Source organism: Kitasatospora sp. NPDC088779, from assembly GCF_040685395.1.
Classification (GTDB): domain Bacteria; phylum Actinomycetota; class Actinomycetes; order Streptomycetales; family Streptomycetaceae; genus Kitasatospora.
Window position 1 is genome coordinate 125,887 of the sequence record NZ_JBFBHW010000022.1, and the last position, 13,392, is coordinate 139,278.

General features: G+C 72.1%; 6 protein-coding genes and 1 rRNA gene. 2 read left to right on the forward strand and 5 right to left on the reverse strand.

Annotated elements, in window-relative coordinates; all coding sequences use genetic code 11:
- Positions 1-93 precede the first annotated feature (93 nt).
- The 3 genes from AB0P03_RS22215 to AB0P03_RS22225 all read right to left on the reverse strand — a co-directional run bounded on the left by AB0P03_RS22215 (position 94) and on the right by AB0P03_RS22225 (position 8,432).
- Positions 94-2,781 (reverse strand): DNA translocase FtsK, encoded by a 2,688-nt coding sequence (locus AB0P03_RS22215; RefSeq protein WP_363630369.1) that lies wholly within the window; start codon positions 2,779-2,781, stop codon positions 94-96.
- Positions 2,782-2,927: 146 nt separating this feature from the next.
- Positions 2,928-3,566, reverse strand: a complete 639-nt coding sequence (locus tag AB0P03_RS22220) for a response regulator (RefSeq protein ID WP_063351395.1) — start codon at positions 3,564-3,566, stop codon at positions 2,928-2,930.
- 294 nt (positions 3,567-3,860) lie between these two features.
- Complete coding sequence (locus AB0P03_RS22225) at positions 3,861-8,432, reverse strand: HAMP domain-containing protein (RefSeq protein ID WP_363584615.1); 4,572 nt, start codon at positions 8,430-8,432, stop codon at positions 3,861-3,863.
- Positions 8,433-8,939: 507 nt separating this feature from the next.
- On the opposite strand from AB0P03_RS22225, the gene AB0P03_RS22230 reads away from it, so the two are divergent.
- Together AB0P03_RS22230 and AB0P03_RS22235 are read left to right on the forward strand one after the other, a co-directional pair.
- The gene (locus AB0P03_RS22230; RefSeq protein ID WP_363630371.1) at positions 8,940-11,501 is read left to right on the forward strand and encodes a SpoIIE family protein phosphatase; all 2,562 of its coding nucleotides are present in this window, start codon (positions 8,940-8,942) and stop codon (positions 11,499-11,501) included.
- A 304-nt stretch (positions 11,502-11,805) separates the two neighbouring features.
- Entirely contained in the window at positions 11,806-12,369 is a 564-nt protein-coding gene (locus AB0P03_RS22235) for a GPR1/FUN34/YaaH family transporter (protein WP_363584619.1), read from the forward strand.
- On the opposite strand, the gene AB0P03_RS22240 is transcribed toward AB0P03_RS22235, so the two are convergent.
- Together AB0P03_RS22240 and rrf are read right to left on the reverse strand one after the other, a co-directional pair.
- Entirely contained in the window at positions 12,362-13,207 is an 846-nt protein-coding gene (locus AB0P03_RS22240; RefSeq protein ID WP_363630373.1) for a phosphatase PAP2 family protein, read from the reverse strand. The genes AB0P03_RS22235 and AB0P03_RS22240 overlap by 8 nt on opposite strands.
- Positions 13,208-13,305: 98 nt before the next feature.
- Positions 13,306-13,392, reverse strand: a 5S ribosomal RNA gene (rrf, locus tag AB0P03_RS22245); the annotation flags it as partial.

A 13,392-nucleotide genomic window follows, 5' to 3' on the forward strand; every position in this document is an offset into this window, starting at 1 on the left:
TTCCGGCCTGTGACGCGGCGTACGGACGTTCGGTTCCCCTGCACGCGCCTACCCTCCTCCGAACGAGTGAACACTCGCCGCGGGCGCGGGTCGTCAACCGCGCAGGCCGACCAGCACCCCGTCCAGCTCGTCCGGCTTCACCAGGACGTCGCGGGCCTTGGAACCCTCGCTCGGCCCGACGATCCCGCGCGACTCCATCAGGTCCATCAGCCGCCCCGCCTTGGCGAAGCCGACCCGGAGCTTGCGCTGGAGCATCGAGGTCGAGCCGAACTGGGTGGAGACCACCAACTCGGCCGCCTGGATCAGCAGGTCCAGGTCGTCGCCGATCTCCTCGTCGATCTCCTTCTTGGCCCCGCCGCCGACCGTCACGTCGTCCCGGTAGACGGCGGTCAGCTGGTCCTTGCAGTGCTGCACCACCGCGGCGATCTCCGCCTCGGTGACGAACGCGCCCTGGAGGCGGATCGGCTTGCCGGCGCCCATCGGCAGGAACAGCGCGTCGCCCTTGCCGATCAGCTTCTCCGCGCCGGGCTGGTCCAGGATGACCCGGGAGTCGGCCATCGCGGAGGTCGCGAAGGCCAGCCGGGACGGCACGTTGGCCTTGATCAGACCGGTGACCACGTCCACCGAGGGCCGCTGGGTGGCCAGCACCAGGTGGATGCCGGCCGCACGGGCCAGCTGGGTGATCCGGACCACCGAGTCCTCGACGTCGCGCGGCGCCACCATCATCAGGTCGGCCAGCTCGTCGACGATCACCAGCAGGTACGGGTACGGGGTCAGCTCGCGCTCGCTGCCCGGCGGCGGGGTGACCGTGCCGGCCTTCACCGCCGCGTTGAAGTCGTCCACGTGCCGGAAGCCGAACGCCGCGAGGTCGTCGTAGCGCAGGTCCATCTCGCGGACCACCCACTGGAGGGCCTCGGCGGCCTTCTTCGGGTTGGTGATGATCGGCGTGATCAGGTGCGGGATGCCCTCGTACGCGGTCAGTTCGACCCGCTTGGGGTCGACCAGCACCATCCGCACCTCGTCCGGGGTGGCCCGGGCCAGGATCGAGGTGATCAGGCAGTTGATGCAGGACGACTTGCCCGCGCCGGTCGCGCCGGCCACCAGGATGTGCGGCATCTTGGCGAGGTTGGCCATCACGGTCTGGCCCTCGACGTCCTTGCCCATGCCGACGACCATCGGGTGGGTGTCCTCGGCGGCCGTGCGCGAGCGCAGCAGGTCGCCGAGGTTGACCATCTCGCGGTCCCGGTTGGGGATCTCGATGCCGACCGCGGACTTGCCCGGGATCGGGCTGATGATCCGCACGTCGGCGCTGGCCACCGCGTACGCGATGTTCTTGGCGAGCGCGGTGATCCGCTCCACCTTGACGGCCGGGCCGAGCTCGACCTCGTAGCGGGTCACCGTCGGGCCCCGGGTGAAACCGGTGACCCTGGCGTCCACCTTGAACTCGGTGAAGGTGCTGCTGAGCTGGGCCACCACCTCGTCGTTGAGGGCGCTGCGGGCCTTGGCCGGGCCGCCGCGCTCCAGCAGGTCGAGCGGGGGCAGCGCGTAGGTGACGTCGCCGGCCAGCTGGAGCTGCTCCATCCGCACCGGCGCCGGGCCGTGCTCCTCGGGCGCGCCCGGGCCCGCGCTGCGGGCGGCCGGGACGGCGGCCTCCTCCGGCGGGGCGGTGCGGTCCTGCACCTGGTGCATCATGTTCGCCACCGCCGAGGAGGCGGGCACGCCGTAGACGAGTGCCCCGTCCAGGTCGGCGGCGGCGCCGGCGGCGAGGTCGCGGGTGGCGTACGGGTCCAGCGGCTCCTTGTCCAGGGACACCCGGACGGCATCGGGCTGGTCCTCGTCGTCCGCCGGCTTGCGGCGGCGGCGCCGACGGCGGGCGGCCACCTCGTCGCCCGGGTCCTCGCTGCCCACGGTGAACGGCAGCGCGGAGGGGTCCGCGTCCTCGGGCGGCTCGGTGGACAGGTCGCGCTCCGGCGTACGCCCCTCGCGCAGCTCGTCCTCCGGCCCGGGCTCCACCACGCCGAGCCGCACGCCGGCCGACCGCAGCCGCTCGGGGATGCGGTTGACCGGGGTGGCGGTGACCACCAGCAGGCCGAAGAAGGACAGCAGCAGGAGCAGCGGCACGGCCAGCGCCGGCCCGGCGGCGGCCATCATCGGGGTGGACACGGCCCAGCCGATGATCCCGCCGGCCGCCCGTATCCGCGAGGCGCCGCTGCCCATCATGGGCGCGCCGCAGCCGATGTGCACCAGGCCGAGGACGCCGACCAGCAGCGCGCTCAGGCCGATCATGATCCGGCCGTTGGCCTCCGGCAGCTCCGGGTGGCGCCAGAGCCGGACCGCGATCCCGGCCAGCAGGAACGGCACCAGCACGTCGAGCCGCCCGAACAGCCCGGACACCACGGCGGTGGCCGCCTCGCCCAGCCAGCCCTGCGGGCTGAACCAGGTGCCGGCGGCAGTCACCAGCGCGAGTGCGAACAGCAGCAGGCCCAGCCCGTCCTTGCGGTGGGCGGGGTGGAGGTTCTTGGCCCCGTCGCCGAAGCCCCGGAAGATCGCGGCGATGCTGTTCGCCACGCCGAGCCAGACGGCCCGGACGGCCCGGAAGAGTATCGGCTTGGGCGGCGGCGGGGACGGCGGGGCCGGTTTGGCCGCCGCCCTCTTCGCCGGGGCCGCCTTCTTGGCCGCCGCCTTCTTCGCGGGCGGCTTGCCCGGGGCCTTCGCCGCGGCCTTCTTGGACGGTCCCGGACTCGGGTTGCGTGCCGCGCTTCCGGGCGTACGAGTGGCCATGGGTCAGCAGCCTACCGGGGTGGGCCACCAGTGCACATGTGCCCGAGCCGGGGCTCGGGGACGTGTCGCAGACACACCGTCACGCTGACCCGGTTTCACCCGGCCGCGTCGGAAATTCACCCGCAGGAGTGAACCCCGACGATCGGTTACGCGGTTCCCGGCCGGAGCGCGTCCAGGGCCCGGCGCAGCCCCGCCAGCTTGCGCTCCAGGTGCGCCGCGGTGGCCGCCACCCCGGCGTCCTCGACGCCGTCCAACTGCTTGCCCAGCGCCTCCGCCTGCTCCTCGACCGCCGCCAGCCGCGCGGACAGCTCGCCCAGCAGCGCCCCGCCGAGGGGCGGCTCGCCGCCGCCCGCCTCCAGTTGCAGCCGCAGCAGCGCGGCCTGCTCCTTCAGCTGGCAGTTCTTCACGTACAGGTCGACGAAGACCGAGACCTTGGCGCGCAGCACCCACGGGTCGAACGGCTTGGAGATGTAGTCCACGGCGCCGGCCGCGTAGCCGCGGAAGGTGTGGTGCGGGCCGTGGTTGATCGCGGTCAGGAAGATGATCGGGATGTCCCGGGTGCGCTCGCGGCGCTTGATGTGGGCGGCCGTCTCGAAGCCGTCCATCCCGGGCATCTGGACGTCCAGCAGGATCACCGCGAAGTCGTCGGTGAGCAGCGCCTTGAGCGCCTCCTCGCCGGAGACGGCGCGCACCAGCGTCTGGTCCAGCGCGGAGAGGATCGCCTCCAGCGCCAGCAGGTTCTCCGGTCGGTCGTCGACCAGGAGGATCTTCGCCTTCTGCATCAGGGCTCGCCCTCCTGTCGCCTGCCTGCCGCCCGGTGATGGCACTCGCGTACTGCCCACCGCTACCCCGGTCATGCTAGCCGCACCCCCTCGCCCGGCACATCGCTCCGTCGTGACCCGATCCGGAGCGGCGCGCGCCCAGTGCTCCGGCGCACGCTCAGCAATGTGTCGCCGTCCGGTCACTGTTCGCAACGATCGGTGACCCTACCCGGTTCCCGGGCCCGACCGCCAGCAAACCGGCCCACCGGACGGCGCGAACTCCGGAGCCCGCCCCGGAGTTCGCGCCCTCCCCTGGCGCTACGCGCGGTCCGCCCGCAGCCACTCGCGCATCACCGCCAGCAGGTGGTCGGTCTCCACCGGCTTGGTGATGTGGTCGGTGGCGCCCGCCTCCAGCGACTTCTCGCGGTCGCCCTTCATCGCCTTGGCGGTCAGCGCGATGATCGGCAGGCCGGCGAACTGGGGCATCCGGCGGATCGCCTCGGTGGTCGCGTAGCCGTCCATCTCCGGCATCATGATGTCCATCAGGACCAGCGCCACGTTCTCGTGCTGCTCCAGCATCTCGATGCCCTCGCGCCCGTTCTCGGCGTACAGGACGGTCAGGCCGTGCTGTTCCAGCACGCTGGTGAGGGCGAACACGTTGCGGACGTCGTCGTCCACGATCAGCACCTGCTGGCCGTCGAAACGCACGTCGCTGCGGCTGGGGCGGGGCGGCGCGGGCTCCACCGGGCGGGTCCCGGCGGCGGCTTCCAGGGAGGCGCTGCGCCGGCGCTCCACCGCGCCGCGGCGGCGCTCCTCGGCCAGCTCGCGGACCTCCTGGGCCCAGTGGTCGGCCGGGTTCTCGCCGACCGGCACGGGCACCCCGATCGGGGTCACGCCGACGGAGGCGCGCAGCGCCGGGACGCTCGACACGACCGGGCGCTCGACCTGGGTCGGGTCCGGGGCCTCGGTGCGCAGCGGCAGGTAGAGCGTGAACGTGGAGCCCTTGCCCAGCTCGCTCTCGGCGTGGATCTCGCCGCCCAGCAGCCGCGCGATCTCGCGGCTGATCGACAGGCCGAGCCCGGTGCCGCCGTACTTGCGGCTGGTGGTGCCGTCGGCCTGCTTGAACGCCTCGAAGATCTCCCGCAGCTTGTTGCCGGGGATGCCGATGCCGGTGTCGGAGACCGCGAAGGCGATCAGTTCGTCGTCCGGGTCCTTGATCGAGCCGGACTCCAGCAGCCGCTCGCGCACGTGCTGCGGGACCTCCGCGCCGGCCGGGGAGATCGAGAAGTCGACCGCGCCGGCGTCGGTGAACTTGACGGCGTTGGAGATCAGGTTGCGCAGCACCTGCTGGAGCCGCTGCTCGTCGGTGTGCAGGGTGACCGGCAGGGCGGGCGAGACCCGGACGGCGAAGTCCAGGTTCTTGTCCAGCGCGACCGGCTGGAAGGTGGCCTCGACGTAGTCGACCAGCTGGACCAGGGCGATCCGGGCCGGGCGGACGTCCATCTTGCCGGCCTCGACCTTGGAGAGGTCGAGGATGTCGTTGATCAGCTGGAGCAGGTCGGATCCGGCGCCGTGGATGGTGTCGGCGAACTCGACCTGCTTGGGCGAGAGGTTGCCCTCGTTGTTGTCGGAGAGCAGCTTGGCCAGGATCAGCAGCGAGTTGAGCGGGGTGCGCAGCTCGTGCGACATGTTGGCGAGGAACTCGCTCTTGTACCGGGAGGCCAGGGCGAGCTGCTCGGCGCGCTCCTCCAGGACCTGCCGGGCCTCCTCGATCTCGCTGTTCTTGATCTCGATGTCGCGGTTCTGCTGGGCGAGTTGCTCGGCCTTCTCCTGCAACTCCTCGTTGGTGCGCTCCAGTTCCTCCTGGCGCGCCTCCAACTCGGCGGATCGCATCGAGAGTTCGGCGGTGAGCCGCTGGGACTCCAGCAGCAGGCCCTCGGTCTTGGTGTTGACGCTGATGGTGTTGACGGTGACGCCGATCAGGTCGGCGATCTGGTTGAGGAAGTCCAGCGCGACGGTGGTGAAGGAGCTGAAGGTGGCCAGCTCGATCACGCCCAGCAGCCGGCCCTCGAACAGCACCGGCAGCACCACGATGTGGGCCGGCGAGGCCTCGCCGAGGCCGGAGGCGATCTTGAGGTATCCGGGCGGCGCCTCCTTGAGGATGATCGCCCGCTTCTCCACCGCGGCCTGCCCGATCAGCGACTCGCCGGGCCGGAAGGTGGTCGGCATCGCGCGCCGCTGGTAGCCGTAACTGCCGATCAGCCGCAGGACGGTGTCGTTCTCGTCGTCGTCCTCGGTGATCAGCTCGGCGGTGCGGCCGGCCGGCTGGGCGAGGAAGAAGGCGCCGTGCTGGGCGGAGACCACCGGGGTCAGCTCGGTCATGATCAGCGAGGCGACGGCCTCCAGGTCCCGGCGGCCCTGGAGCAGGCCGGAGATCCGCGCCAGGTTGGTCTTGAGCCAGTCCTGCTCCTGGTTGGTGCGGGTGGTCTCGCGCAGGTTGGCGATCATCTGGTTGATGTTGTCCTTGAGCTCGTCGAGCTCCCCCGCGGCGTCCACGTCGATCCGCAGGCTCAGGTCGCCCCTGGTCACGGCGGTGGCGACCTGGGCGATCGCGCGCACCTGCCGGGTCAGGTTGTTGGCCAGTTCGTTCACCGATTCGGTGAGGTCCTGCCAGGTGCCGTCCACGCCGGGTACCCGGGCCTGACCGCCGAGCCGCCCGTCGGTGCCCACCTCGCGGGCGACCCGGGTGACCTCGTCGGCGAACGCCGACAGCTGGTCGACCATGGTGTTGATGCTGGTCTTGAGCTGGAGGATCTCGCCGCGCGCGTCGACGTCGATCTTCTGCGAGAGGTCGCCGCGGGCCACCGCCGTGATCACCAGCGCGATGTTGCGGACCTGGCCGGTGAGGTTGTTGGCCATCAGGTTGACGTTGTCGGTCAGGTCCTTCCAGATGCCGGCCACGCCCGGCACGCTCGCCTGACCGCCCAGGGTGCCGTCGGTGCCGACCTCGCGGGCCACCCTGGTCACCTCCACCGCGAAGGAGGAGAGCTGGTCGACCATGGTGTTCAAGGTCCCGGCGAGGGCGGCGACCTCGCCCTGCGCCTCGATGGTGATCTTCTTGGACAGGTCGCCGCGGGCCACCGCGGTGGCGACCTCGGCGATGTTGCGGACCTGCCCGGTCAGGTTGGAGGCCATGAAGTTGACGTTGTCGGTCAGGTCCTTCCAGATCCCCGACACCCCGCGCACCCGCGCCTGGCCGCCCAGGATCCCCTCGGTGCCCACCTCGCGGGCGACCCGGGTCACCTCGTCGGCGAACGCCGACAGCTGGTCGACCATGGTGTTGACGGTCGTCACCAGCTCCAGGATCTCGCCCCGGGCGTCGACGGTGATCTTCTTCGACACGTCGCCGCGCGCCACCGCCGTGGTCACCTCGGCGATGTTGCGGACCTGGCTGGTCAGGTTGTTGGCCATCAGGTTGACGCTGTTGGTCAGGTCCTTCCACGTCCCGGACACCCCGGGCACGCTCGCCTGACCGCCGAGGATGCCCTCGGTGCCGACGTCCCGGGCCACCCTGGTGACCTCGTCGGCGAAGGCGCCCAGCTGGTCCACCATCGTGTTGATGGTGTTCTTCAGCTCCAGGATCTCCCCGCGCGCGTCCACCTGGATCTTCTGCGACAGGTCGCCCTTGGCGACCGCGGTCGTCACCTGCGCGATGTTGCGCACCTGATCGGTGAGGTTGTTCGCCATGAAGTTGACGTTGTCGGTCAGGTCGCGCCACACCCCGGCCGCCCCGGGCACCTGCGCCTGGCCACCGAGCCGCCCCTCGGTGCCCACCTGGCGGGCCACCCTGGTCACCTGTTCGGCGAAGCCGGAGAGCTGGTCGACCATCGTGTTGATGGTGTTCTTCAGCTCCAGCATCTCGCCGCGCGCGTCCACCTCGATCTTCTGCGAGAGGTCCCCGCGCGCCACCGCCGTGGTCACCTGGGCGATGTTGCGCACCTGGCCGGTCAGGTTGTCGGCCATGAAGTTCACCGAGTCGGTCAGGTCCCGCCAGACCCCGGCCACGCCCGGCACCTGCGCCTGGCCGCCGAGCCGGCCCTCGGTGCCCACGTCCCTGGCCACCCCGGTGACCTGGGCGGCGAACCCGTTCAGCTGGTCCACCATCGTGTTGACGGTGTTCTTCAGCTCCAGCATCTCGCCGGCCACCTCGACGGTGACCTTGCGGGACAGGTCGCCCTTGGCCACCGCGGTGGTCACCTGGGCGATGTTGCGCACCTGCGCGGTCAGCCGGCCGGCCATGGTGTTGACCGAATCCGCCAGGTCCTTCCAACTGCCGGACACACTGCGGACCTTGGCCTGGCCGCCCAGCTTGCCCTCGGTACCCACCTCGCGGGCCACCCGGGTCACCTCGTCGGTGAACTCCGAGAGCTGGTCCACCAGCCCGTTGACGGTCCGGCCGATCTTGAGGTACTCGCCGCGCAGCGGGTGGCTCACCCCGTTGCTGTGCAGCGAGCGCAGCTCCATCTTCTGGTCCAGGTCGCCCTCGGCGATCGACGAGAGCACCCGGCCCACCTCGGCCATCGGACGGGCCAGATCGTCGATCAGCGCGTTGCAGTTGTCGACGGCCGCCATCCAGGCGCCCTCGCCCGCGCCGGTCTCCAGCCGCTCGTTCAGCCGGCCCTCGCGGCCCACCGCCCGCCGCACCCGGGCCAGTTCTCCGGTCAGGTGCTGATTGCGCTCGGCGACCTCGTTGAACACCGCGGCGATCTCCGCCAGCGGCCCGTCCCCCGGAACCGTCAGCCGGCGGCGGAAGTTGCCGTCCCGCATCGCGGTCAGCGCGGCCAACAGCTTCCGCAGTTCGGCCGGCTCCGCCCCCCGGTTGTGGCTCACTCGCCGGCCGGCCGCGTTCCGCGGCGCGGTCCCGGACCGCCCACCGCGCGGAACGGGCGGCGTCGTACCGGTTGCGTCCTTGGTGGCCGAACTCAACGGGCCCCTCCCACATCGTGAACTTTCCGGTGACCGTCCGTGCCGGTACGGCACGCACCGGGGCACCGGCCCGGTCGGGCTGCGTACCGGCGCCCCACGCGGCACACCGGCACCCGCATCGACCGTACTGCTCCGACCGGCCGTCGCGGACCCCCCAGTCTGGCAGCACCGGCGCCGGGTATACGGCCGGTTGCGCCCGGTTGGTAGCCGACCGTCCGAAACAGGTGGGCAGAATCACTCTCAGGTGCCTGTTTCAACGCCCCGCCCCCACGGGGAACCAAGCGGAAAGTAGGGTGGAGCGCTGCACCGGGCCATGACCCGACCCAGCGCCGCCACCCCGGCGGCACGCACCGGGAGTCGGCGCCACGCCCCGGACAGTCAAGGCCAGAGCAGCAGAGGAGAAGTGGCAACGTGGTCACCGCGCGCGCAGCCGCCACCTTCGCCCCCGACGGCCGGTCCGCAGCCGCCGCCCGGGGCTTCGTACGGGACGCGCTGCTCGGCTGGGGTCTGCCCGAGGTCGTCGACGACGCCGTCGTCCTGGTCAGCGAACTGGTCACCAACGCCGTCGTCCACGCCGGCACCGCCGCCGAGGTGTGCTGCCTGCGCGAGGAGGGCACCGTCCGGATCGAAGTCACCGACCACCACCCCGAACGCGGCCTGCCCTCCCTCGGCGACGGCCCCGTCACCTCCTCCGACCGCTACGCCGACCCCGACGGCGAGGGCGGCCGCGGCCTGCTGATGTGCTCCGCCCTCGCCGAGCGCTGGGGCGTCGAGTACGCGGCCGGGCGCAAGACCGTCTGGTTCCGGCTCGCCCTGCCCGCCCCCGTGGCCGGCACCCGCTACGCCGTCCCCGCGACCCCCGGCAGCGACCTGCCCAGCGGCCCCGGCCCGGTGCACGTCGCCGTCGTCCAGCTCGACGAGGACGGCCGCGTCCTCGCCTGGAACCCGGACGCCGAGGCGCTCTTCCAGTACCCCGCCACCACCGTCCTCGGCCGCCCCTGGGCCGACCTCGCCGTCTGGCCGCAGTCCGCCGGCCGCGGCCTCGGCCTCGCCGACACCCTGCGACTGGCCCGCTGGGAGGGCGGCTACGCCGTCCGCCGCGCGGACGGCCACGAGGTCGAGGTGTACGGCGTCCAGGTCCGCGTGCGCGACACCGAGGGCGTCCCCTCCACCCTCTGCCTGCTCGTCCTCGAACCCGACCGCGCGGTGCTCCGCTCCCCCGCCCGAGCCCTGCCCGGCGAGCGCTCCGACCCGACCGGCCCCCGACTCGACCTGCTGGCCGGCCCGGTCGCCACCGACGACCTCGACACCCTGCTCCAGCGCACCGTCGAACGCGCCCGCGACCTGCTCGACGCCGACGCCGCGTACCTGCTGCTGACCACCGACGACGAGACCGAGTTCGAGGTCCGCGCCGCCACCGGCTTCACCTCCGGACACCGCCGGCACACCCGCTTCCCGGTCGACACCGGCAGCCGCTACGACTCCGCCCGGCTGCCCTCCGTCCACGAGGACCTCACCGCCCGCCCGACCGGCCTGCCCCTGCTCACCGGCAGCGGCATGCGTTCCCTGGTCACCGTCCCGCTCAAGGTCGAGGGCCGGCTGATCGGCTCGCTCGGCATCGCCACCGCCGCGCCCGGCCGCTACGACAACGAGGACGCCCTGCGGCTGCAGTTCGCCGCCGACCGGGTCGCCCTCGCCGTCGAGAACACCCGGCTGACCGAGCTCGAACGACTCCGCCGGGGCTCGCTGTCCTTCCTCGTCGAGGCCTCCGACCTGCTCGCCGGCACCCTCGAACACGAGCAGACCCTCGCCCTGATGGCCCAGATGGCCGTCCCCACCCTCGCCTCCTGGTGCGCCGTCTACACCAAGGGCGACCACCGCGCCGCGGCCGGCCTCGCCTTCGTCCTGCACGAGGACGAGGACCGGATCGACCCGCTGCGCGACCTGCTCGACAAGACCCCGGCCCCCGACGCCGGCCCGACCCACGGCGTCCGCTTCTGGTCGGCGCCCGCCGAGACCGCCGCCGCCGGCGGCCTCACCGACAGCCCCGAACTCGCCGGACTACTCGGCGAGACCGTCGTCCTGCCGCTGACCGCCCGCAACCGGGTCATCGGGCTGCTCGCGCTCGGCGTCCCGGCCGGCGTCCGGTTCCGCCAGGAGATCCTCGAACTCGCCGAGGACCTCTCCCGCCGGGCCGCCCTCGCACTCGACAACTCCCGCCTCTACTCCGAGCGCACCGCCACCAGCCAGGCCCTGCAACGCAGCCTGCTCCCGCCGGACCTGCCCGAGATCCCGGGCGTCGAGGTCGACGTCTACTACCAGGCCGCCGGCGAGGGCAACGAGGTCGGCGGCGACTTCTACGACCTGTTCACCATTCGCGAGGGCACCTACGGCTTCGCGATCGGCGATGTCTGCGGCACCGGCCCCGAGGCCGCCTCGGTCACCGGCCTCGCCCGGCACTCGCTGCGCCTGCTCGCCCGCGAGGGCCTGGACGCACCGCAGGTGCTCCGCCGCCTCAACGCGGCCATCCTGGACGAGGGTTCGCGCAGCCGCTTCCTCACCCTGCTCTACGGCGAGCTGACGCCCCGCCCGGACGGCAGCACCGAGCTGTCCCTGGTCTGCGCCGGCCACCCGCTGCCGCTCCGGCTGCGCACCGACGGCCAGGTCGACCGGGCCGCCACCCCGCAGCCGCTGCTCGGCGTCATGGAGGACCTCGACCTCACCGCCGAGCGCCTGGTGCTCTCCCCCGGCGAGGTCCTGCTGTGCGTCACCGACGGCGTCACCGAACGCCGCGAGGGCAGCCGGATGCTGGGCGACGACGGCCTCGCCGAGGTGCTCACGGGCTGTACCGGCCTGACCGCCGGGGCGGTCGCGATGCGGGTGCAGCGCGCCGTCGAGCGCTTCGCCCCGGAACCGCCGTCCGACGACATGGCCATCCTGACCCTGCGGGTGCCGACCCAGCGCACCTCGTGAGCCGACGCCGTCTCTCGGTCAGCCCCCGGCGTCCCGGTCGGCCCTGAGCGTTCCACAACTGACATCGTCACAAATTGTTATATTCACAAGGGTACAAGCGAGTACGGCCGGGTACACCGATCTCACCGGGGAATCCCCCGGCGGGGACACGACCGGCGGCTCTTCCGCCGGCCCATCACTTCTGACCGCAGCCCGCGCACGCTCCAGCCGTGCGCCCTCGGCGCGGTCGCGCGCATCCACCTCATCGGACCACACCACTGCGTTGACTGCGCCCTGCGCGCGCCCAAAGTGAAAGGAGCCTCCGGTGAGCAACGAAGCTACCGGGGCAACGAACGCCCGCTCCACCGGAGCCGACGCGGGTAACCTCGGCTACCTCGCACTCGGCCTCACACTGCTCGCCTACGGCCTGCTCTCCACCGGCGTCCTGAGCGGCACCGGGGTCGGGGACGCGGCACACCTCGCCCACTTGGTCGGCGGAGTCACCCTCTTCATCGCGGGCCTGTGGCAGCTCCGCGGCGGCGAGGGCTTCACCGGAACGGCCTTCACCAGCCTCGGCGCCTTCTGGGCGACCTGGTCGGCGGCCGGCGGGGCGGGCAAGAACGCCGCCGGCCTGTTCCTCCTGCTCTGGGCCCTGCTCGCCCTCACCCTGACCGCCGCCAGCTGGGGCGCGGGCCTGTTCAGCCGCGCCGTCTACGGCCTGCTGACGCTGTCCCTGCTGCTGAACGCCATCGCCGCCTTCGGCGGCTACAGCGGCCTCGCCAAGTTCGCCGGCTGGATCGCGGCCGTCTCCGGGCTCACCGCCTGGTACTGGGCCACCTCCGCGCTCAGCAACGGCTCCTGGGGCAGGATCGCCCTGCCCGTCAAGTGACCCGCTGCGGCTGATCCGCCGCGGCACGCCGGGGTCGGGCCTCCGTGTCGACGGAGGCCCGACCCCGGCGACGTGCCACCAGGGCCTGGGCGGCGTACGCGAACAGCAGGATCACGACGGCGACGATGCCGTCCGCCCAGAAGTGGTTCGCGGTCACCACGACCACCGCGACGGTCAGCACCGGGTGCAGCACCATCGCCCACCGCAGCGGGCTCCGCGAGACCCGCACCACCGCGACCGCCGCCAGCACGCACCACGCGACGTGCACCGAGGGCATCGCCGACAGCTGGTCGGCCACCACCACACCGCCCACCGCGCCCCCGTACACCGACTGCCCGTACTCGGCGGCCACGTCGACGAACCCGTGCTGCGGCAGCATCCGGGGCGGCGCCACCGGGATGAACTGCACCAGCAGACAGACCGCCGTGGTGATCACCACCGTGTTCCGCACCCACGCGTACCGCTCCCGGTGCCGCACGAACACCCAGAGCAGCACCGCCAGCATCACCGCGAAGTGCATCGCCGCGTAGTAGTAGTTCGCGAGCCTCACCAGCACCGGGTACGGCGTGACGGCCGCCTGCCAGGACGCCTCGTCCGGTAGACCGATCGCCGACTCGGTGCGGTGGATCCAATCCGCCCGGTCCAGCGCGTGGTCCCCGCTCATCACCGAGAGGTGACCCACCAGCTGCCAGAGCGCGAACAGTGCCAGCAGCGTGCCGGCCTCCCGCAACAGCGCCGACAAGGACGGCTTCCGGACCCTGGCGGCGGCGTACGCCCCGCCGTAGAGAGCGACCGCGGCGCCCCCGGCGGACTGCCAGGTAAGGGTCAGGTTCTGCAACGGATCGCGCCTCTCCGACAAACTCTGGTTCGTGTGTTGGCAGAGGTTAACGCAAAAAGACCCCCTCCCGGACGGGAGGGGGTCTTTTCGGAATGATTGTTCGGCGGCGTCCTACTCTCCCACAGGGTCCCCCCTGCAGTACCATCGGCGCTGAAAGGCTTAGCTTCCGGGTTCGGAATGTAACC

What these genes read in the sequence shown, in the direction of transcription:
- AB0P03_RS22215 (WP_363630369.1), bottom strand. Translation starts at nt 2,781, where the DNA reads ATGGCCACTCGTACGCCCGGAAGCGCGGCACGCAACCCGAGTCCGGGA.